A 20953-nucleotide genomic window follows, 5' to 3' on the forward strand; every position below is an offset into this window, starting at 1 on the left:
CTTGGCTCAATGCACGCGGCCACCGGCAGCGTCGGGTGCTGGGGCGGCACGCTTGGTGCCTGCCGCCACGGGCTGGGGCAGCAGCGTGGCAACGGTGAGCTGATCGTCGCCGAAGTAACGCGCCGCCACGGATTGCACCTGTTGCGGCGTGACCGCGCGCAGCAGCTTGAGCATGCGCTCGTCCGCGTCCAGCGGCAGGCCCTGCACCCAGTTGCTGCCCAGATCGCTGGCTTGGCTGTAAAGCGAATCGCGCGCGTAGATGGTGGAGGCCGCCCACTGCGTCTTCACGCGCGAGAGCTCGGCCTCGCTCACGCCCTCGCGCGCCACGCGGGCCACCTCGGCGCGCAGCGCCTCCTCGACCTGGGCCGAGGTCTTGCCCGCGGCGGGCACGCCGGTCATGAGAAACAGCGCCGGCCCGCGTCCGAGGATGGACGCCTGGCTGTCCGCGCCGTCGGCCACACGGTCCGCACCCTGCGTGAGGGCTCGCTCCAGGCGCGCGCCGTCGTAGCCGCTGAGCACGGCCGACAGCACCAGCAGCGCCAGGCCGTCACGGTCGGCATCGGTCATGTCCTCCAGGCGCGTGACACCCGGCACGCGGAAGGCCAGCGCCACGTAGGCCTGCTCGGCCGGCGCCTTGAAGGCGATGCGGCGCAGGCCCTGCTGCGCCGGCTCGGTGCGCGGCTTGCGCGCCGGCAGGGCACGTGCGGGAATGGTGCCGTAGGTCTTCTCCGCCAGGGCCAGCACCTGCGCCGGGTCCACGTCGCCCGCCACCACCACGGCGGCATTGCCGGGCACGTACCAGTCGCGGTAAAAGCGGCGCACGTCGTCGGGGGTCATGGAGTCCAGGTCGCTCATCCAGCCCACCACCGGGCGACGGTAGGGCGAAGCGATGAAGGTGGAGGCGAACAGCTGCTCGATGAGCGCGGCGCGCGGCTGGTCCTCGGTGCGCATGCGGCGCTCTTCCTTGACGACCTCGATCTCCTTGGTGAACTCCGCGTCGGGCCACTGGTTGTGGGCGAAGCGGTCGGATTCGAGCTGCATCACGTCGGCCAGCCGCCCGGCCGGGATCTGCTGGTAGTAGCCGGTGTAGTCGCGGCTGGTGAAGGCGTTCTCCTGCCCGCCCAGCGCCGCCACGCGGCGCGAGAACTCGCCCGGCGGCACGGCCTTCGAGCCCTTGAACATCATGTGCTCCAGCACATGCGCCACGCCCGAGGTGCCGTCCACCTCGTCCATGGCGCCTACGCGCAACCAGACCATGTGCACCGCCGTGGGCGCGCGCCGGTCGGGCTGCACGATGAGCTGCATGCCGTTCTTCAGGGTGAATTGCTGCGCACCGCTGGCCGTGGTGGCCTGGGCGTGCGCCGCCGCGGCAGACGCAGCAGGTTGGGATACATGCGCCGGGTTTTGCGCCCAGGCGTGCAGACAGGCCAGCAGGCCCACAAGGGTGATAGCGCGTTTCATAGAATGGCTGCGATTCTAAGAACCCGCCAATGTTCAGTTTTTTCAAGAAAAAATCGCCCGCCCCCGCCGAACCCGCCCTTGCACCCGAGGACGTGGCCAGCCCTGCGGCGCCGCCCGCGGCCGACGCCCCCGCCAGTGGCGGAGCATTCGGCTGGCTGCGCAAGCCCTTTGGCGCAGGCGCCACCAGCGTGGCGGAGCCGGCTGCCCCTTCGGCCGGCGCCCCCGCAGCCATCGACGTGCCCCTTGCCGTCCCCGAGCCCACCCCGAAGCCCGGGGGCGCACGCCAGGGCTGGATGGACCGGCTGAAATCCGGCCTGCGCAAGACCGGCAGCAGCATCGCGACCGTCTTCACGGGCACGCAGATCAACGACGCGCTGTACGACGAACTGGAGGAAGCCCTGCTCATGGCCGACACCGGGGTGAAAGCCACACAGCACCTGCTGGAGGACCTCAAGCGCCGCGTGAAAGAGACCAAGACCACCGAGCCTGCTGCCGTAAAGGGACTGCTGGCCGATGCGCTGGCCGACCTGCTGCGGCCGCTGGAAAAGCCGCTGGTGATCGGCGAGCACACACCCACCGTGATCATGGTGGCCGGCGTGAACGGCGCAGGCAAGACCACCTCCATCGGCAAGCTCACCAAGCACCTGGCCGACCATGGCGAGAGCGTGCTGCTGGCCGCCGCCGATACCTTCCGCGCCGCGGCGCGCGAGCAGTTGGGTGTCTGGGCCACGCGCAACACGGTGGAGATCGTCAGCCAGGAAGGGGGCGACCCTGCCGCCGTGAGCTTTGACGCCGTTACCGCCGGCCGCGCGCGCGGCAAAGATGTGGTGCTGGTGGACACCGCCGGCCGCCTGCCTACGCAGCTGCACCTGATGGAAGAGCTGAAGAAGATCCGCCGCGTGGTCACCAAGGCCGATGCCAGCGCCCCGCACGAGGTGCTACTGGTGATCGACGGCAACACCGGCCAGAACGCCCTGGCGCAGGTGCGCGCGTTCGACGACGCGCTTCAACTCACCGGCCTGATCGTCACCAAACTGGACGGCACGGCCAAGGGCGGCGTGCTGGCCGCCATCGCGCAGGAGCGGCCCGTGCCCGTGTACTTCATTGGCGTGGGCGAGAAAGTGGAAGACCTGGAGACCTTCAGCGCACGCGAATTCGCCCAGGCCCTGCTGACCTGAGATAGTTACCCCCTGTGGGCGGATGCAGGCGGCATCCGCCAGCCATTGCTTCAACGCGGCGCTTGAGCAGGCCCGGCTATCGAGGCCGGGTCCACCTGCTGCGCCACCCACAGCACATAGTCCTGCTCTGCCTGCACGGCGTGGGTGAGCAGTTGCGGCACTTCGTAGGGGTGCTGGGCACGCAGCCAGTCCCGCAAGGCGGGCGCGGCAGACAACAGCGTCTTGCACACCAGCCGCCACTCTGCTTCCGCCTGCTGCACCCCCTGCCAGACATAGTGCGAGGTGATGGCCTCCACCTGCACGCAGGCGGCCAGGCGCGCCTGGACAGCGCCCCTGGCCAGTCGGTGTGCGGCGGCGGCGTCGCCCACGGTGGTGGTCACAACGGCGATCTGGGCGTCTGGGGAAGATGTCATGATCGAAGTCTGGCACAAGGCGTAACTGCACAACGGCCCTTGACGCGCGGGGAAGCAGCCGCACCTGCGTTTTAAGGGCCGTCGTTGCGCCTCTTGGTGGTTATTTCCTACATCCGTAGGGGAACTATGCCTTTAGCACTCTATCCAATGGAGTGCTAATATGATTTGCATGGAAGAAAGGACTACCGATATGGCACTCCAGACTGCAACCTCCGTGACGACCCTCTCGCCCGCGAACCCGTGGGCGCTGGTTCCCCCGCTGGGCAACCTGGACGCCTATATCTCCGCCGTCAACCGCCTTCCCCTGCTCACGCAGGAGGAGGAGCAGCGCTACGCGCGCCAGCTCAAGGATGACAACAATGTCGAGGCTGCCGGCCGCCTGGTGCTGTCGCACCTGCGCCTGGTCGTGTCCATCTCGCGCCAGTACCTGGGCTACGGCCTGCCGCATGGCGACCTCATTCAGGAAGGCAACGTGGGCCTGATGAAGGCCGTCAAGCGCTTTGACCCTGACCAGGGCGTTCGCCTGGTGAGCTACGCCATGCATTGGATCAAGGCCGAGATCCACGAGTACATCCTGAAGAACTGGCGCATGGTCAAAGTAGCAACGACCAAGGCGCAGCGCAAGCTGTTCTTCAACCTGCGCTCCATGAAGCAGGGCTTCAAGGCCGACGCGCTGGACGCCGACACGCACCGCGAAACCTTATCCGACCACGAGATCGACCTGGTGGCCGAGCAGCTCAACGTGAAGCGCGAGGAAGTCATCGAGATGGAAACGCGCCTGTCCGGTGGCGACGTGCTGCTGGACCCCGCTCCCAGCGACGACGGGGAGCAGGCCTTTGGCCCCATCGCCTACCTCGCCGACGCGGGCCATGAGCCCACCGCCATGATCGAGGCGCGCCAGCGTGACGCGCTGGCCACGGACGGTATTGCCACCGCCCTGGACAGCCTGGACGCACGCAGCCGCCGCATCGTGGAGCAGCGCTGGCTGCAGGTGAACGACGATGGCTCGGGCGGCATGACACTGCACGAGTTGGCGGCCGAGTATGGCGTGAGCGCGGAGCGCATCCGCCAGATCGAGGTGGCCGCCATGAAAAAGATGAAGAAGGCGCTGGCCGAATACGCCTGAGCCGTCGCCCAGCAGCCCGGATCGCGGGCAGATAATCCAGGCGCGCAGCCCTCACCGGCTACGCGCCTTTTTCTTTGCCGGCGGGGCTGCACCTGGCTGCCCGGCCCAGACTGGAGATCGCCACCCATGTTCCCCCACCCCCTCGCCCGCCGCGGCCTGCTGGCACTGGCCCTGGCTTCGGCCTGCGGCGCCGCCGTGGCCCAGAAGGATGCCGCGCCCGCCACCCCCGGCTGGCCCGCCAAGCCCCTGCGCATCATCGTGGGCTTCCCACCGGGTTCTTCGCCCGACCTGACGGCGCGCACCTTCTCCGAGCCACTGTCCCAGGCCCTGGGCCAACCCGTGGTCGTGGAAAACAAGGTGGGTGCGGGCGGCAACATCGGCGCCGATGCGGTCGCCAAGGCGCAGGACGGCCACACCATCGGCCTGTTCATCAACGGCAACCTGACGATCGCCAAGCTGCTCAACGCGCACGTGCCCTACGACCCCGTGAAGGATTTCGCGCCGCTGTCGCTGATCGGCGTATCGCCCCTGGTCCTGACCGCTCCCGTGAACCAGCCCGACGTGCCCGCGGGCGCCGACGCACGCGCCTTCCTGCAGGCCGCGCGCACCGCGGGCGACCGCTGGAGCTACGGCACCCCCGGCGTGGGCACCGTAGGCCACCTGGGCACCGAGCTGCTCAAGGCGCGCACCGGCATTGCACCGGTGCACGTACCGTACCCCGGCTACCCGCAGGTGGCCACCGCCATGCTGGGTGGCCAGTTGCAAATGGCGCTGCTGCCGCCCGCGCTCGCGCAGGCCCAGGCACGGGCGGGCAAGCTGCGCCTGATCGGCGTGACCTCCGCGGGCCGCAGCACGCTGGCGCCCGAGGTGCCCAGCCTGGCGGAGGCCGGCGTGCGCGATTTCCAGCTGGAGATCTGGAACGCCTTTGCCGCACCCGCGTCCATGCCCGCCCCGGTGCGCGCACGGCTGTCCCGCGTGATCGGCGAGATCGCCCGCAGCCCCGAAGTGCGCGCCAAGCTGTTCCAGCAGGGCTGGCAGGCCATTGGCTCGTCGGCCGAGGGGCTGGCCAACCGGATCCAGGCCGACACGGCCACCATGAGCCGCGTCATCCGCGAACAGGGCATCCGCGCCGAGTGACCGCGCACCGCCGCAGCGCGGCGGCCACGCCGGTAAGGCCGGCCGGGGGCGCGGCCTGCGGCGCGCAGTGCAAGCACTTGGTCCCAAACGTTGACCTAGGTCACGGGGCAGGACGGCCCCGCCTTGCACACTCTCCGCCAATCCCCAGCACTCCGAGGCCGCTGACCGGCCCTCTACGAGGCGCTACGGTATTCATAGCTTCCACCGCTTGCCAGACAAGCGCTGAAGCCCATTTTGGCTTGTACTCATGACCGACCATCCGTCCTCCGGCGGCCATACCTGCAACGACTGCGCCTGCCAGCAGCAGTGCCTGCTGGGCCGCCTGGACCCGCAAACGCGCGCGGGCTGGCGCGGGCACCTGACGGAGCGGCGCTTTCGCAAGGGCGAGATGCTGCAGCGCCAGGGCGAGAGCATCCACAGTGTGCAGGTGGTCAAGATCGGTACGCTGCTGGTGCAACGCCGCGGCGACGATGGAGTGGAGCACCCCGTAGGCATGGCGGGCTGCTGCGAGGCCCTGGGCGCCCCCGCGCTGCTGCAGCAGCCGGCGGACCTGTCCTACGTGGCGGTCACGCCGGGGCGCGTCTGCCAACTGGACCTGGCGCCCCTGCTGGGGGCCGGTCGCCAGTTCCAAGGCGAATTCCTGCTGGAACTGGCGCGCGAACAACTGAACGCCAACGCGCGCCTGTCCGACTGGGGCCGCATCGCCCGCATCCGCGGCGTGGTGGGCCAACTGGCGGGCGCGCTGCTGCAACTGGCCGAGCTGCAGCGCAGCACGCTGGTGCGCCTGCCCAGCCATACGGTGCTGGCTGCCCTGCTCGCCACCACGCGCGAGTCCGTGGCGCGCGCCCTGGCGCTGCTGGCGCAGGAGCAAGGCGTGCTGCGGCGCGACCGCTGGCACTGCGAGATCCAGCGCGCGCCGCTGCTGGCGCTCACGCGCGGCGGCCGCCGCTCGGCGGCCAACCTGTACCAGGCGCGTGCGGCTGCGCGCACCACCCCTGCGGCGCAAGCGCCGGTGCACGCCGCGCTGTAAGCCAGCGTCGCTGCCGGCACCTCAGCCCAGCGCACCTTCCGCCGCCACGTCGGCACCGGCCGCGTACAGCAGCGCCACGTCGTCGGGAGCCAGCGCCTTGGCAAACAGCCAGCCTTGGTAGCAGGCGCACTGCATCTCGCGCAAAAACTGCAACTGCTCGCGCGTTTCCACGCCCTCCACGACCACCCGCAGCCCCATGGTGTGCGCCAGCGCGACCACGGCGCGCACCAGCGTGGTGTCGCCTCCGCTGGCAGGCACGTTGCGCATGAATTCCCGGTCCACCTTGATGTGCGACACCGGCAGGCGCTTGAGGTAGGCCAGCGACGAGTGGCCCGTGCCGAAGTCGTCCAGCGCCACGGCCACGCCCAGCGCACGCAGCTCGTTCAGCACCTGGCAGGCCTGCTCGGGGTCCGCCAGGGCTTCGGACTCGGTCACCTCCAGTTCCAGCAACTCGGGCGGGACATGGTGGGTGCGCAGGTTGCGCGCCACCTGCTCGACGAGGTCGGTCTGCCGCAGCTGCTGGGCGGACAGGTTCACCGCCACGCGCAGACGCATGCCCTGGCGCTCCCACGCCGCGATCTGGCGACAGGCCGCGGCCATGACCCAGGCGCCCAACTCCAGGATCAGTCCCGTGGCCTCCGCCACGGGCACGAAGCGCTCGGGCGACACCTCGCCCAGCTGCGGGTCGTGCCAGCGCAGCAGGGCCTCCACCCCCACCATGCGGTTGGTGGCCACCTCGACCTGCGGCTGGTAATGCAGCGTCAGCCCGCCGTAGGCCAGCGCCAGCTTGAGCCGGTCGTGCAACTGGATCTTCTCGGCCATCTTGCGGCCCATGGACGGAGCGTAGAACGCGAAGTTGGCGCGCCCGCGGTGCTTGGCGTGGTACATGGCCATGTCGGCATAGCGCAGCAACGTGGCGGCGTCGCCCGCATCCTGCGGGCACAGCGCGATGCCCATGCTGGCGCCGAAGTTCAGTTCGAACCCCTGCACGCGGCAGGGCACGCACAGCGCCTGCATCAGCCGCGCGGCCACGCCCTCGGCCTGCGCGGCGCAGGCCACCCCGGGCAACAGCACGGTGAACTCGTCGCCGCCCAGGCGCGCAAGGATGTCGCCCGTGCCCAGCGCACCCCGCAGGCGCCGCGCCACCTCCTGCAGCACCTGGTCGCCGGCGGCATGGCCGTAGCCATCGTTGATGGCCTTGAAGTCGTCCAGATCGAGCAGCAGCAGCGCGAAGGGCGGGCTTTGCGCTGCCGCCTGCTCCGCGATCGCCTGTTCCAGCCGCTGGCCGAACGTCCAGCGGTTGAGCAGGCCGGTCAGCGTGTCGTGCGTGGCCTGGTAGTGCATGCGCGCCTCCAGGCGCCGCAGGTCGGAGACGTCGCGCACAAAAGCCACCACCGTGCCCCCGTGGGAGGAGGAATGGCCGAGGGCGATGTCCACCGGCACCTGGCTACCGTCGCGTCGCTGCAACCACAGGTCGCGCCCCATGCCCATGGGCCGGCGGCTGGGAGACTGGTGGTAGCGCTGCATATGCTGGCCATGCTCGGGCCGCGCGTGCGCCGGCACCAGCAGGTCGATGGACTGGCCGCACAACTGCGCGTTGGTGTAGCCGCTGATGGTCTCCATGGGGGCGTTGACCATGAGGATGCGGCCCTGTCGGTCGGCCAGCACGATGCCGTCGGGCGCCGCATCCATGGCAGCGCGTTCCAGCGTGCCCGCGCTCAGGCTGCCGATGCGCTGCAGGAAGGCCGCCGCACTGTCGTCGGCGGCGTCATCGGTCCGATGGGGCGGCGGGTGCGTCACGCCGTCCTCGGACCGGGGGCGGGCGGCAGGGGCAAAGGAATCCATGGCGCGTCGGTAGGGCGTCGGTAGGTTGAGGCCGTGGCCGGCGCCTGCGCCATCACCGTCGATGCGCCTGGCGGCCAGCCACTATGCACTCTAGGCAGGCGCGGCGCTCTCCTGGCGCCTATCGCCACCCAAGGTGACGCACACGTCAATTCAGGCCCTACGGGCAATGTGGTTTTTGCCACACGCCAGCCCCTGGGCGCGTGGAATCAGCGCGTTTCGTCCAGCAGCGCGCGTACGTCGGCCGCCAGGCTCTGTGCCCCACTGCCGTAGCGGTGGTACACGCGCAGGCGGCCGGCGGGGTCGTAGACATAGCTGCCGGCGGAATGGTCCATGGTGTAGCTCGTGGGGGTCTGGCCCTCCACGCGCTTGTAGTAGATCTTGAAGTCCTTGGCCACGGCGGCCAGTTGCTCGGGCGTGCCGCGCAGCGCGAGGAAGCTGGGATCGAAGTTGGCCATGTAGGCCTTGAGTACCTCGGGCGTGTCGCGCTCGGGGTCCACGCTGACGAAGATGCCTTGCAGCTTGTCGCCGTCCGCGCCCAGGGCGCGCTTGACGTCGGCCAGTTCGGACATCGACGTGGGGCAAACGTCCGGGCACTGCGTGTAGCCGAAGAACACCACCACCACCTTGCCCGCGAAGTCCTTGAGGCTGCGCGGCTGGCCGTTGTGGTCGGTCAACTGCAGGTCGCGCGCGTACTCGGCACCCGTGAGGTCCACCCCCTGGAACTTGGGCGCCTTCGGAGAACATGCGGCAAAAGTGCCTGCAACGCCCATCCAGAGAGCGCCAGCAGCTATTTTTTTCAGAGCATCACGTTTATCCATAAGCTTGCTTCACAGGAGGTAGTGGTCCACCAGCAGCGCCGCGAACAGCAGGCTCAGGTGGATCAGCGAGAAACGAAAGGTCTTGCGCGCCAGCGTGTCGGAGTAGTCGCGCCACAGCCGGAAGCCGTACAGGCAAAAGCCCGCGCTCAGCACCACGGCGGCTGCAAGGTAGATCCACGAACTCATACCGTACACGAAAGGCATGAGGCAGCCTGCGAACAGGATCAAGGTATAGAGAAACACCTGCAGGCGCGTGAACTCGTTGCCGTGGGTGACGGGCAGCATGGGCAGGCCGGACTTGCGATAGTCCTCCACGCGGTACAGCGCCAGTGCCCAGAAGTGCGGCGGCGTCCACAGGAAAATGATGAGGAACAGGATCAGTGCCTCGGGGCCCACCTCGCCGGTCATCGCGGCCCAGCCCAGCACGGGCGGCATGGCGCCGCTGGCGCCGCCGATCACGATGTTCTGCGGCGTGAGCGGCTTGAGGATCACCGTGTAGATCACCGCATAGCCGACAAACGTGGCGAACGTCAGCCACATGGTCAGCGGGTTGACCCACCAGTACAGCAGCGCCGAGCCCGCCGCGCACAGCAGCGCCGAGAACAGCAGCGTCTGCGTGTTGGACAGCTCGCCCTTGGCCGTGGGGCGCCAGGCCGTGCGCTTCATCTTGGCGTCGATGCCCTGCTCCACGATGCAGTTGAACGCCGCCGCCGCACCAGCCACGAGCCAGATGCCCGCGCTGGCCACGGCCATCAACGCCCACTGCGCGCCGCTGGGCATGCCCGGCACGGCCAGCACCATGCCGATGAAGGCGCAGAACACGATGAGCTGCACCACACGCGGCTTGGTCAGCGCGTAGAACTGGGACAGCCGCGACGGCAGAGCGCGCGGCGCTGCGGCGGCGGGGGCGGGAGCAGGAGCGGCACTCATGCGGAAACTCTCTCGACGGAATCGGCACCGGCGCGCGGCTGCGAAGCCGTGGCGCCGGCAGTGGCGCGGCTGGCCGTGAGCGCCCAGGTCAGCACCACCACCAACGCGGCAGCGCCGCCCGTGTGCAGCACGGCGGCCACCAGCGGCCAGTCCAGCACCACGTTGGACAGGCCGGTGACAAACTGCAGCAGCGCCAGGCCTGCGAGCCAGCGCGCCGGGTCGCGCAACACGCCCGCGCGGCGCAGGCGCCAGGCCAGCACCACCAGCGCCGCCAGCACCAGGTAGGCCGCGAGCCGGTGCACGTAATGGATGGCCGTGAGCCCGGCGAAGCTGATGTGGCTGCCGTCCTGCAGCAGGCCCAGCGCGCGCCAGACCTGAAAGCCCTCGGCAAACGCCATGTCGGGCCACCAGCTGCCCTGGCACTGCGGGAAAGTGGTGCAGGCCAGCACCGCGTAATTGGTGCTGACCCAGCCGCCCAGCACGACCTGCAGCGCCACCAGCGCCGCCGTCACGCCCAGCAGCCAGCGCAGGCCGCGTGGCAGCGCCACGGGCACCACGCCCTGCGTCATCTGCGTCTGGCGCACGGCCTGCACGCACAGCAGCGCCAACAGCACCAGCCCGCCGATGAGGTGTAGCGTGACGATGGCCGGGAACAGCTTCATGGTCACCGTGAGCGCTCCAAACGCGCCCTGCAGGCACACCCACACCAGCGTGGCGGTGGGCCACCAGGGGCTCAGCGCGGGCGCCGCCCCTGCCAACTGAGGCAACTGTGCGGCTGCGCGGCGTTGGCGCCACGCGCCCACGGTGAGCGCGATGATCAGCACGCCCACGCCGGTGGCAAGGTAACGGTGGATCATCTCCACCCAGGCCTTGCCGTGGGTGACGGGGCCGGTGGGCATGGCTTCCTGTGCGGCGGAGATCTCCGCACGCGCGCCCACCGGGCTGGCGTTGCCGTAGCAGCCCGGCCAGTCGGGGCAGCCCAGGCCGGAGTCCGTCAGGCGCGTGAAGGCGCCGAACAGCACCAGGTCGAAGGTGAGGAACAGCGTGAGCACGGTGAGCGCCTGCAAGCGCCGCACCGGTGTGCCGCCCCGCCCGCGCCACCACACCCAGGCCAGCGGGCCCAGGGCGATCACGATGCCCAGTGCCATCAGCTCCAGGGCCGGCGCCAGGTCGTACAGCGGCTGCATGTCCGTCACGGGGCCTCCTGCAAGCGGCCCGGCTGGTCCCATGATGCTGAGGCGCGCAGCAGCCGGTCCAGGTCGCGCTTGGCCTTGGCCGCGCCAGCGCGGTCCAGCCGCGCGGGAAAGCGCATCATCCAATGGCCCTGCGGGTCTACGACGTACAGGTGTTCTTCCAGCGTATGGCCGGGCGCGGGTTGCAGCCAGGTGGCCAAGGTGGCGGCATCCACGCGGCGCACGGTGGCGCCCTGCAGGCCGGGGGCGATCTCCGCCGGGGGCACGGCGCCGTCGGACACCAGCCAGACCCAGTCCATGCGCTCCTTCTCGCGGCCCATGGTTTCGCGCAACTGGCGCTGCAGGTACAGGTTGTTGCGGCAGCCGTCGTCGCAGGCGCCGGGTGCCACGCTCACCAGCAGCCACTGGCCACGCAGCTCGCCCAGCGTATGCGCCGTGCCGTCCAATGCGGTGGCTGCGGCCTGCGCGGGCAAGGCGCGCTGGGGTTCGATGAGCTCGCCAAAGTTGCGCCGGCCCTCGGGACGCAGCACGTAATAGGTGAAGTACGAAGCGATCACGGGCGCCGCGCACACCAGCAACAGCCCCAGCATCTGCCAGCGGCCGCTGCGCGAGCGCTGCAGCGCCGCCATGGCATCGCCGGCCTGGGGCAGGCTGTGCACCGTGAGGCCCAGCGGCTGCTGGCCGCCGGTCTCAGGCACCACGCTGGCGGCCTGGGCGAAGGAAGCGTCGGACGAATTGGAACCAGACATAGAGGATTGCCACCAGGCCGCAAAGCCCGAACCATTGGAATGCGTAGCCGTAATGCTTGTCGACGCCGCTGTCGATGGGCGCCCAGTCGCGCTGCAGCCCGTCGCTGGCGGCGCCGGTCTGCACGACGGTCAGGGGCGCCAGCGCCAGGCCGGTCTCGGCCCCATAGGCGGCCAGGTCCAGATTCTGCCGGATGCGCGAAGACCCCTCGCCCTGGGCGGTGGGTGCGAACTCATACAACCGCGCCGGCGGTCCGGCGAGCCGCCCCTCCAACTGCACCGGTCCGGCAGGGGTGGTGATCTCCGGCAGGCGCGTGCGCTCCAGGAAGTTGCGCGGCGCCCAGCCGCGCTGTACCAGCACCACGCGCGGGCTGTCCGCCAGTTGCAGGGGCGTGAACACGAAAAAGCCCGGACGCCCGTACATCTGGCGGTTCTCCAGGAACACCGTGGCCTCGGGCAGCCACTGGCCGCGCAGCTCGGCGCGGCGGTGCAGCAGCGGCGCGGTGGCCTCCTGCGATGCCGACTGCAGCGCCTGTGCCAGTTCGGCACCCTGCAGCGGTGCGCGGGACTGGCGTTCGTCCATGGCCGCCTGCAGCGCGGTCTTCTGCGCGGCACGCGACAGTTGCCAGCGGCCCAGGGACGCAGTCAACACCATGGCGACCAGCGCCGCGAGGGTCACCAGCCAGAAGCGCAGGCCGAAGGGTTGTCGGGCAGGGTTCACCGGATAATGGGCCTCATGAAGATTCTGGTGGCATTGGCGTTTCTCGCCATCATCGCAAGCTTGGGCTCGGCGCTGTTTTTCATGATGCGCGGCAAGGGCGACGACCGGCAACAGGGCAAGCGCATGGCCCGCGCGCTGGGGCTGCGCGTGGGGCTGTCCATCGTGCTGTTCCTGTGCCTGCTGCTGGCCTGGAAGCTGGGGTACATCCAGCCAACCGGGCTGCCCGCCGCAGTGCGCTGAGGCGCACGCCGATGGCCATCAAAAAAGTGAGCGCCTTGCGCTTGGTGCACAGGGCTTTCAATAGTATTTATATCCAAAGTGCTTATCTATCAAGCGCAGGCAGCTCCTGTTTTTGAAGCAACCACCTCCGCGTAAAAAAAGCGCCTTGCGGCGCTTTTTCCCGATCCGGAGACGGGATTACATCCAATACACCAGGATGTACAGGCCCAGCCAGACCACGTCCACGAAGTGCCAGTACCAGGCCGCGCCCTCGAAGCCGAAGTGGCGCTCGGCCGTGAAGTGGCCGCTGTGCAGGCGCAGCGTGATGAACAGCAGCATCAGCATGCCCACGAACACGTGGAAACCGTGGAAGCCCGTGAGCATGAAGAAGATGGAGCCGTACACGCCCGAGGTGAGCTTGAGGTTCAGGTCGGTGTAGAGGTGGAAGTACTCGTAGCCCTGCACGCACAGGAACACGAAGCCCAGCAGCACCGTGACCCACATGAAGCCGATCGTCTTGGCGCGCTGGCCTTCGCGCAGCGCGTGGTGGGCAATGGTGAGCGTGACGCCCGACGTCAGCAGCAGCGCGGTGTTGATGGTGGGCAGCCAGAATGGGCCCACGGTCTGGAACGGCTCCACGGTGTTGGCCGGAGAGGCGGTCGCCCCGGCCGCCAGGCTGGGCCAGACCGCCTTGAAGTCGGGCCACAGCAGAGCGTTGTCCAGGCTGCCCAGGGCCGGCACGGAATGCGCACGCGCCCACCACAGCGCGGTGAAGAAGGCGCCGAAGAACATCACCTCCGAGAAGATGAACCAGCTCATGCTCCAGCGGTACGAGATGTCGATCTTGCGGCCATACAGCCCGCCCTCGCTCTCGCGCGCAGCATCGCGGAACCACTGGTACAGCACGAACAGCCACCACGCCAGGCCGAAGGCCAGCGAATACTTGCCCCAGTCATGGCCGTTGATCCACTGGCTCGCGCCGAGGAGGACAAAGAACAACCCCGCCGCCGCCAGCACGGGGTGGCGAGACTCCGCGGGGACGTAGTAGTAAGGCGTCGTGCCGTGGGTAGATGCACTCATTTCAGCTCCTCGTTCTCAAAGTTCTCGGTTGTCTCGTTGTTATCAGCGGCGGCAGGCCTCAAGCAATCCAGTTCACCAGTCCGATCAGCAGCAGCACCAGCACAAACAGAGCGACCAATCCTACGAAGACGATGTGCAGCGGCTGCAGCATCTCCTGGTCGCGCTGGTACTGATCCCCCTTGCGCAACCCGATCAGCGACCATGCCACGGCACGCAGGGTGCGCAACAGCGATCCCTTGCGCGGCGGACGCGGGGGCGTGGGGCTCATGAACCGGCCTCCGCGGAAGTCGCCGGCAGTGCGGCGGCCGTGGACTGGGGCGCGGCCGGCGTCTTGCCGCCGACTTCGAAGAAGGTGTAGGACAGCGTGATCGTGGTGACGTCCTTGGACAGGCGCGGGTCGATCACGAAGGCCACGGGCCATTCCTTCTTCTCGCCGGGCTCCAGGGTGTATTGGTTGAAGCAGAAGCACTCCAGCTTGGTGAAGTGGGCGGCCGCCTGGCGCGGCGCATAGCTGGGGATGGCCTGCGCGGCCATGCGGCGGTCCTGCACGTTCTGGAACTCGTACATCACCGTGGCCAGCTCGCCCGGGTGCACCTGCACGGAGCGCTGCGCGGGCCGGAACTGCCACGGACCACGCGCGTTCGCATCGAACTCCACAGTGATGAGGCGGGTCTTGTCCACCTGGCTGTTGGCGGGCACCTGGGCGTTGCGGCCGGCCGTGCCATTGCCGGGCACCTGCCGCTCCGACAGCGACAAGATGTTGATGCCCGTCATCTCGCAAATGTGCTTGTAGATCGGGATCAGCACGTAGCCGAAGGCGAACATGCCGACCGTCACCACGGCCAGCTTGCCCACCATCTTCAGGTTCTCGCTACGCGCACCCATGGTCCCGCCCTTTCGTCAATGCAGCCAGGCGATCTTCACTATGAAGCCGATGAAGAACACCGCCGCCACCGACGCCAGGATCAGCGCCATGCGCAGGTTGGATTTTTTTTGCTCCGGCGTGGTCATGGCGATCTCCCGCAATGTCAGCCGATCACCCGCGTGGCCGTAGCGTCCAGCTTGGGCGGCACTTCAAAGGTGTGGAACGGCGCGGGCGACGGCACTTCCCATTCGAGGCCTTCAGCGGCTTCCCAGGGCTTTTGCGGCGCCTTCACGCCCCGCCCGCGCATGGCCGGCAGCACGACGAACAGGAAGAAGTACACCTGCATCAGTCCAAAGCCCAGCGCCCCGACGGACGCCAGCGCGTTGAAGTCGGCAAACTGCATGGGGTAGTCGGCATAGCGGCGCGGCATGCCCGCCAACCCCAGAAAGTGCATGGGGAAGAAGGTGATGTTGAAGGTGATCAGCGAGCCCCAGAAGTGGATCTTGCCGCGCGTCTCCGAGTACATGATGCCCGTCCACTTGGGGCTCCAGTAGTAGTAGGCCGAGAACATGGCGAACAACGAACCGGCCACCAGCACGTAGTGGAAGTGGGCCACCACGTAGTAGGTATCCTGCAGCTGGATATCGATCGGCGCCATGGCCAGGATCAGGCCCGTGAAGCCGCCGATGGTGAACACGAAGATGAAGCCCACGGCCCAGAGCATGGGCGTTTCGAAGGTCATGGAGCCGCGCCACATGGTCGCCGTCCAGTTGAAGATCTTCACGGCGGTGGGCACGGAGATCAGCATCGTGGCGTACATGAAGAACAGCTGGCCCGTGACTGGCATGCCCGTGGTGAACATGTGGTGCGCCCACACGATGAACGACAGGATCGCGATGGACGAGGTGGCGTACACCATGGAGGCGTAGCCGAACAGCTTCTTGCGGCTAAAGGCGGGAACGACCTGGCTGATGATGCCGAAGGCCGGCAGGATCATGATGTACACCTCGGGGTGGCCGAAGAACCAGAAGATGTGCTGGTACATCACCGGATCGCCGCCGCCGGCCGGATTGAAGAAGCTGGTGCCGAAGTGGCGGTCGGTCAGCGTCATGGTGATCGCGCCGGCCAGCACGGGCATCACGGCGATCAGCAGGTAGGCCGTGATCAGCCAGGTCCAGGCGAACATGGGCATCTTCATGAGCGTCATGCCCGGCGCGCGCATGTTCAGGATGGTCACGATGATGTTGATCGACCCCATGATGGAACTGGCGCCCAGGATGTGCATGGCAAAGATACCCACGTCCATGGACGGCCCCATCTGCAGGGTCAGCGGCGCATACAGCGTCCAACCCGCGGCAGGCGCGCCACCGGGCATGAAGAACGACGACACCAGCATGATGGCCGCGGGGATCATCAGCCAGAAGCTGAAGTTGTTCATGCGCGCGAACGCCATGTCGGACGCGCCGATCTGCAGCGGGATCATCCAGTTCGCGAAACCCACGAAGGCCGGCATGATGGCGCCGAACACCATGATCAGCCCGTGCATGGTGGTGAGTTGGTTGAACAGCTCGGGGTTCACCACCTGCAGCCCGGGCTGGAACAGCTCGGCACGGATCAGCAGCGCGAGCACGCCGCCGATCATCAGCATGGTGAACGAGAACAGCAGGTACAGCGTCCCGATGTCCTTGTGGTTGGTGGCAAACACCCAACGGCGCCAGCCGGTGGGGCCGTGGTGGTGGTCACCGTGGTCGTGTGCGTGGCCGCCGGCGTGCCCGTGATTGTCCAGAACTGCGCTCATGTTCGATTCCTCAATGCGTTGGGCGTTGCGGTTCACTTGCCTCGCTGGGCCACGATTTCAGACGGCTGCACCAGCTGACCCGTCTTGTTGGACCAGGCGTTCTTGGTGTAGGTCACCACGGCGGCCAGATCGGTGTCGCTGAGTTGCGCCCAGGCGGGCATGGCGCCGTTGGCAGCGCCCTTGAGCACCACCTGGATCTGCTTGGCGTGGTCGGCGTCGGTGACGATGGCCGAACCGTCCAGCGGCTTGATGGGGCCGGCCCCCTTGCCGTTGGCCTGGTGACAGGCGGCGCAGTTGGCGGCGTAGACCTTCTCGCCGCGCGGCAGCAGCGCGTCCAGCGTCCAGACCTTGCTGGGATCGTCCAGCTTGGCGGCGGCCTTCTTCTTCTCGCCATCCACCCACTGCGTGTATTCCTGTGCGGACACTACCTTGACGTGGATCGGCATGTAGGCGTGCTCCTTGCCGCACAACTCGGCGCACTGGCCGTAGTAGTCACCCACCTTTTCCGCGCGGAACCAGGTGTCGCGCACGAAGCCGGGGATCGCGTCCTGCTTGATGCCGAATGCCGGCACCATGAAGGCGTGGATCACGTCGTTGGCCGTGGTGATCACGCGCACCTTCTTGCCCACCGGCACCACCAGGGGTGCGTCCACCTTCAGCAGGTAGTCGGCTGGTGCATTGGCCACGTTGCCGCTGTCGGACATCCGGCGATGGCTGCTGTCCAGCGTGGAGATGAAAGACAGGCCCTCGCCCTCGCCCGACAGATAGTCGTAGCCCCACATCCACTGGTAGCCGGTCACCTTCACCGTGAGGTCGGCATTGGTCGTGTCCTTTTGCGCCACCAACACCTTGGTGGCCGGCAGGGCCATGAGGACCACGATGATGAAGGGGATCACCGTCCAAACCACCTCGACGGTGACGGACTCGTGGAAATTGGCGGCCTGGGCGCCGCGCGACTTGCGGTGCTTCCAGATCGAATAGAACATCACCGAGAACACGCCGACGAAGATCACCGTGCAGATGATGAGCATCATCCAATGCAGGAAGTGCTGCTCCTCGGCGATCTTGGTCACGGGGGGGTGCAAGTTCAGCTGGTTCACCGCCGGGCCGCCGGGCAGGCTCTGAACCGCATGGGCCGCCGTGCCCACCCATGCTCCGGCCATCAGCAGCCCAGAAGCCAGCTTGTTGGAAATGCTCTTCATAGTTCTCACTTGCTTCTAAGCTCCAATTGACCAATCCCTCGGTGCGCACCTGCGTGGGGTCAGGCGGCGCACAAAGCCATGCGGGCATGCCGTGCACCCGCTTTCACCAATCAGTCCAGACCGCTTTCCTGGCAGCCTGTTGTCTCCGCAATCCAACACGGACTCTCTTGATCGCATTCAGCATGCCCAGCACGGGACATGGCTGCAATACACGTTAGTCCCGAGAGAACACTGCCAAGAAGTGACGCAGAAAGGAGGCCTGAGAGCGCCGCGCGGCGCCATCAGAACCCCAGAAGACGCGACGCCGGCCGCGGGCGACCACCCGATGCAGGCGCGCCAAGAGAGTTCCGAATCTGCAATCTTAAAGAATTGTAGCCTGCATTGATTGAGGTCATTGACAGCGCAAATTGCGCCGCAGCCCCCTCAGCGCGGCACCGTGCGTCCTGCGTGGAGCATGGCGCGCATGTCCTGCAGCGACACCGCGCTGCTGCCCTCCACGCGCACGCGGGGCGCGGGCTTGAAGGCATGGCCGTAGACGACCTCGAAGGTCAATGCAAGCTGCCCCTCGTGGCGAGGGTCGGCCAGCCGCTGGGCCAGCGCCTCTTCCAGTCGCTGGCGCCACTGGCGCCCGCGCAACGCGGGAAAGCGCTGCGGATGCAGGTTGCGCCCCAGGCCGCGCAGCTCCTGCAGCAGCCGCTCGGGCGTGGCAAAGGTGAGCGTGATGCGTTCCATGTCCATGACAGGCTCGGCAAACCCCGCATGCACCAGCATGTCGCCCCAGTCGTGCATGTCGGTCATGGCGTGGCCGGCGGCGGGCCAGCCCAGCTCGGCATACAGCGCGTGCAGCTCGCGCAGCGTGTCAGGGCCCAGGCACGAGAACATCAGATAACCGTCCACCGCCAGTGCCCGATGCCACTGGGTGATCAGCGCCTGCGGGTCCGCCGCCATGTGCAGGGCCATGTTGGACCACAGCATCTGGACGCTGCCCTCGGGCGGCACCCCGAAGCGCGGCGCCGCAGCGGACCAGCGCGCGGGGCTCCACCAGGGCTTTGCGAAGCGCACGCGCGCCAGCGCCTCCCCCGCGGGCGATGAAGTCTCGGTGATATGGCTGGCGGCTTGTTCGAAATGCTGGCCCACCAGGCCATGGCCCTGCACGCCGCCGCGCAGCGGATCCCAGTCGCACCAGGCCTGCGGCGCCTGCACGATCCACTGCAGCCGCTCCTGCATGCGCTGCGCCACCTCTTCGTGCAACCAGGGCGAGACCTCGGGCACCATGGCATGCCAGCGTGCAGCGGCAACCGGGTCGATGGTGGGCGGAAGGTGTTCGGACATGGCGGGCCGCAAATGGCCGCGAGTATATTGAGCCCATGCTATTCACGCATCTGGCCACGCACCTGGCAGGGATATCGCGCGGCCTGGCCCGCATGGGCGCGGCAGTGCCCAGCCGCTGCGCGGTCTGCCATGCCTGGCCCGCGCGCCCCGTGTGCGACGCCTGCCGCATGCAGTTTGCTCCGCCGCTCCCGCGCTGCGCCACCTGCGCGCGGTTGCTGCCCCACGGCGTCGCGCAGTGCGGCGACTGCCTGCGCCACCCACCGCCGCTGGATGCCTGCGTGGCCGCAGTGAGCTACGCCTTTCCTTGGGCCGACCTGCTGGCCCAGTTCAAGTTCCATGCGGAGCCCGGCTGGGCCGGCGCCCTGGCGCAACTGATGGCGCGTGCCCCAGGCGCGCAGGCAGCGCTGGCCCAGGCCGACCTGGTGTTGCCCGTGCCGCTGTCACCCGAGCGATTGCGCCAGCGCGGCTACAACCAGGCCCTGCTGCTGGCGCGCGCGCTGGGCCACCCACAGGTGCACGCGCGGATGCTGCTGCGCGTGCGCGATACCGAGGCGCAGAGCCACCTGGCGCGTGCCGAACGGCTGCGCAACCTGCGCGGCGCCTTCGTGCCCGACCCGCTGCGGGCCGCGCAACTGGCCGGCAAGCGGGTGCTGCTGGTGGACGACGTGATGACCACCGGCGCCACGCTGCATGCGGCCGCAGCGCCCCTGCGCGATGCGGGTGCGCTGCAGGTCTGCGCGCTGGTGCTGGCCCGCACGCCGTGACGCGCGGGCATGGCCGCCGGTATACGATTCATCACCATCTGCCGCCTCATCCGTCAGCCCGCCACCCGCGGCCGCCGACAATAGCCACCATGTTTCACATCGTCCTCGTCGAGCCTGAGATTCCGCCCAACACTGGCAACGTGATCCGCCTGGCTGCCAATACCGGCTGCATGCTGCATCTGGTGGAACCGCTGGGCTTCTCCATGGAAGACCCTCTCATGCGCCGCGCGGGGCTGGACTACCACGAGTACGCAGAGGTGCGCCGCCACCCGGGCTGGACGGCCCTGCTGCGCGACATGCAGCCCGACCTGTCGCGCATGTTCGCGCTGACCACCCATGGCACGCAGTCGGTGTACGACACGGGCTTCCTGCCGGGCGACTGGTTCGTGTTCGGTGCCGAATCGCGCGGCCTGCCGCCGGAACTGCGCGAGACGTTCCCGCCCGCGCAGCGCCTGCGCCTGCCGATGCTGCCCAACCAGCGCAGCCTGAATCTGTCCAACGCCGTGGCCGTGACGGTCTACGAGGCGTGGCGGCAAAACAGCTTTCTCACTCCGCCCACGCAGACCCAGCCTGCCTGAACCGGACCGGCAGGCCCCCGGCGCAGGCCCTTCAGGCGGGTGCGCCGTAGCTGCGCACCAGCGCCTCTGCCACGCACACGGGCTTGTCGCCACCCTCGCGCTCCAGGGTCACCTCCCAGGTCATCTGCATGCCGTCGGGCGCGACGGGCTCGGCCGCTGCCAGCACCATGTGCGCGCGCAGCCGGCTGCCCACGGGCACGGGAGCGGGGAAGCGCACCCGGTTGAGTCCGTAGTTCACGCCCATGCGCGCGCCGGTGATGGCAAACGATGCCTCCATGAAGCGCGGCAGCAGCGACAGTGTCAGAAAGCCGTGCGCGATGGTGGTGCCGAACGGCCCCTGCGCTGCGCGCTGCGGGTCCACATGGAGCCACTGGTGGTCGCCCGTGGCGTCGGCAAACCGGTCGATCTGCGCCTGGGTGACTTCCACCCAGTCGGTGACGGCCACTTCCTGCCCGACGCAGGAGGCCACTTCGGAATAGCTGCGGAAGGTTTTCATGCGGCCACTGTAGCGGCCTGC

At 68.2% G+C, this 20953-nt stretch carries 23 protein-coding genes; 7 read left to right on the forward strand and 16 right to left on the reverse strand.

Annotated features, from left to right (window positions below; translation table 11 throughout):
- Positions 1-6 precede the first annotated feature (6 nt).
- Complete coding sequence (locus PCQ86_RS16475) at positions 7-1461, reverse strand: M16 family metallopeptidase (protein WP_220637910.1); 1455 nt, start codon at positions 1459-1461, stop codon at positions 7-9.
- Positions 1462-1490: 29 nt separating this feature from the next.
- Between PCQ86_RS16475 and ftsY the strand changes: the two genes are divergently transcribed.
- Positions 1491-2639, forward strand: coding sequence for a signal recognition particle-docking protein FtsY (gene ftsY, locus PCQ86_RS16480; RefSeq protein WP_196995883.1), 1149 nt, complete (start codon positions 1491-1493; stop codon positions 2637-2639).
- Positions 2640-2689: 50 nt separating this feature from the next.
- Here the strand turns inward: ftsY and cutA are convergent, their stop codons facing one another.
- Complete coding sequence (gene cutA, locus PCQ86_RS16485) at positions 2690-3052, reverse strand: divalent-cation tolerance protein CutA (protein WP_270174233.1); 363 nt, start codon at positions 3050-3052, stop codon at positions 2690-2692.
- Positions 3053-3242: 190 nt separating this feature from the next.
- Here cutA and rpoH point away from each other — a divergent pair, with 190 nt between their 5' ends.
- The 3 genes from rpoH to PCQ86_RS16500 all read left to right on the forward strand — a co-directional run bounded on the left by rpoH (position 3243) and on the right by PCQ86_RS16500 (position 6345).
- Complete coding sequence (rpoH, locus tag PCQ86_RS16490) at positions 3243-4178, forward strand: RNA polymerase sigma factor RpoH (RefSeq protein WP_270174234.1); 936 nt, start codon at positions 3243-3245, stop codon at positions 4176-4178.
- 126 nt (positions 4179-4304) lie between these two features.
- Positions 4305-5315 (forward strand): Bug family tripartite tricarboxylate transporter substrate binding protein, encoded by a 1011-nt coding sequence (locus PCQ86_RS16495; protein WP_270174235.1) that lies wholly within the window; start codon positions 4305-4307, stop codon positions 5313-5315.
- Between the two features lie 247 nt (positions 5316-5562).
- A complete protein-coding gene (locus PCQ86_RS16500; protein ID WP_270174236.1) occupies positions 5563-6345 on the forward strand; it encodes a Crp/Fnr family transcriptional regulator in 783 nt (260 codons plus the stop codon).
- A 21-nt stretch (positions 6346-6366) separates the two neighbouring features.
- Here PCQ86_RS16500 and PCQ86_RS16505 read toward each other — a convergent pair whose 3' ends face one another.
- The 6 genes from PCQ86_RS16505 to PCQ86_RS16530 all read right to left on the reverse strand — a co-directional run bounded on the left by PCQ86_RS16505 (position 6367) and on the right by PCQ86_RS16530 (position 12598).
- Positions 6367-8190, reverse strand: a complete 1824-nt coding sequence (locus PCQ86_RS16505; RefSeq protein ID WP_270174237.1) for a putative bifunctional diguanylate cyclase/phosphodiesterase — start codon at positions 8188-8190, stop codon at positions 6367-6369.
- Between the two features lie 206 nt (positions 8191-8396).
- A complete protein-coding gene (locus tag PCQ86_RS16510) occupies positions 8397-8960 on the reverse strand; it encodes an SCO family protein (RefSeq protein ID WP_015914157.1) in 564 nt (187 codons plus the stop codon).
- A gap of 57 nt (positions 8961-9017) precedes the next feature.
- Complete coding sequence (gene cyoE, locus PCQ86_RS16515; RefSeq protein ID WP_011806625.1) at positions 9018-9938, reverse strand: heme o synthase; 921 nt, start codon at positions 9936-9938, stop codon at positions 9018-9020.
- A complete protein-coding gene (locus PCQ86_RS16520) occupies positions 9935-11134 on the reverse strand; it encodes a COX15/CtaA family protein (RefSeq protein WP_270174238.1) in 1200 nt (399 codons plus the stop codon). The genes cyoE and PCQ86_RS16520 overlap by 4 nt, the downstream gene beginning before the upstream one ends.
- Positions 11131-11880, reverse strand: a complete 750-nt coding sequence (locus PCQ86_RS16525) for a hypothetical protein (RefSeq protein WP_011806627.1) — start codon at positions 11878-11880, stop codon at positions 11131-11133. Before PCQ86_RS16525 ends, PCQ86_RS16520 begins: the two co-directional genes overlap by 4 nt.
- Complete coding sequence (locus tag PCQ86_RS16530; RefSeq protein WP_011806628.1) at positions 11822-12598, reverse strand: SURF1 family protein; 777 nt, start codon at positions 12596-12598, stop codon at positions 11822-11824. Before PCQ86_RS16530 ends, PCQ86_RS16525 begins: the two co-directional genes overlap by 59 nt.
- Positions 12599-12613: 15 nt before the next feature.
- On the opposite strand from PCQ86_RS16530, the gene PCQ86_RS16535 reads away from it, so the two are divergent.
- Positions 12614-12838, forward strand: a complete 225-nt coding sequence (locus PCQ86_RS16535) for a twin transmembrane helix small protein (protein WP_015914161.1) — start codon at positions 12614-12616, stop codon at positions 12836-12838.
- A 177-nt stretch (positions 12839-13015) separates the two neighbouring features.
- Here the strand turns inward: PCQ86_RS16535 and PCQ86_RS16540 are convergent, their stop codons facing one another.
- From PCQ86_RS16540 to PCQ86_RS16570, 7 genes are all read right to left on the reverse strand, one after another.
- Positions 13016-13897 carry a cytochrome c oxidase subunit 3 gene (locus tag PCQ86_RS16540; protein WP_270174239.1) on the reverse strand — a complete coding sequence of 294 codons (882 nt, stop codon included), beginning with the start codon at positions 13895-13897 and terminating at the stop codon, positions 13016-13018.
- Between the two features lie 58 nt (positions 13898-13955).
- Complete coding sequence (locus PCQ86_RS16545; RefSeq protein ID WP_220637918.1) at positions 13956-14165, reverse strand: DUF2970 domain-containing protein; 210 nt, start codon at positions 14163-14165, stop codon at positions 13956-13958.
- On the reverse strand, positions 14162-14782 hold the full coding sequence (locus tag PCQ86_RS16550; RefSeq protein WP_088888409.1) for a cytochrome c oxidase assembly protein: 621 nt from the start codon (positions 14780-14782) through the stop codon (positions 14162-14164). Before PCQ86_RS16550 ends, PCQ86_RS16545 begins: the two co-directional genes overlap by 4 nt.
- A gap of 15 nt (positions 14783-14797) precedes the next feature.
- On the reverse strand, positions 14798-14908 hold the full coding sequence (locus PCQ86_RS16555) for a cytochrome oxidase small assembly protein (RefSeq protein ID WP_270174240.1): 111 nt from the start codon (positions 14906-14908) through the stop codon (positions 14798-14800).
- Positions 14909-14925: 17 nt separating this feature from the next.
- A complete protein-coding gene (gene ctaD / locus PCQ86_RS16560; RefSeq protein WP_015914164.1) occupies positions 14926-16560 on the reverse strand; it encodes a cytochrome c oxidase subunit I in 1635 nt (544 codons plus the stop codon).
- Between the two features lie 32 nt (positions 16561-16592).
- Positions 16593-17762, reverse strand: a complete 1170-nt coding sequence (coxB, locus tag PCQ86_RS16565; RefSeq protein WP_172208374.1) for a cytochrome c oxidase subunit II — start codon at positions 17760-17762, stop codon at positions 16593-16595.
- A 423-nt stretch (positions 17763-18185) separates the two neighbouring features.
- Positions 18186-19094 carry a class I SAM-dependent methyltransferase gene (locus PCQ86_RS16570; RefSeq protein WP_270174241.1) on the reverse strand — a complete coding sequence of 303 codons (909 nt, stop codon included), beginning with the start codon at positions 19092-19094 and terminating at the stop codon, positions 18186-18188.
- Between the two features lie 35 nt (positions 19095-19129).
- On the opposite strand from PCQ86_RS16570, the gene PCQ86_RS16575 reads away from it, so the two are divergent.
- Together PCQ86_RS16575 and PCQ86_RS16580 are read left to right on the forward strand one after the other, a co-directional pair.
- On the forward strand, positions 19130-19858 hold the full coding sequence (locus PCQ86_RS16575) for a ComF family protein (RefSeq protein ID WP_047349750.1): 729 nt from the start codon (positions 19130-19132) through the stop codon (positions 19856-19858).
- Positions 19859-19947: 89 nt separating this feature from the next.
- Positions 19948-20436 carry a tRNA (cytidine(34)-2'-O)-methyltransferase gene (locus tag PCQ86_RS16580; RefSeq protein WP_088888407.1) on the forward strand — a complete coding sequence of 163 codons (489 nt, stop codon included), beginning with the start codon at positions 19948-19950 and terminating at the stop codon, positions 20434-20436.
- A gap of 31 nt (positions 20437-20467) precedes the next feature.
- Here PCQ86_RS16580 and PCQ86_RS16585 read toward each other — a convergent pair whose 3' ends face one another.
- A complete protein-coding gene (locus PCQ86_RS16585) occupies positions 20468-20932 on the reverse strand; it encodes a MaoC family dehydratase (protein ID WP_270174242.1) in 465 nt (154 codons plus the stop codon).
- Positions 20933-20953 lie beyond the last annotated feature (21 nt).

The sequence above is a fragment of the Diaphorobacter sp. ED-3 genome, from assembly GCF_027625375.1.
GTDB lineage: Bacteria > Pseudomonadota > Gammaproteobacteria > Burkholderiales > Burkholderiaceae_C > Diaphorobacter > Diaphorobacter nitroreducens.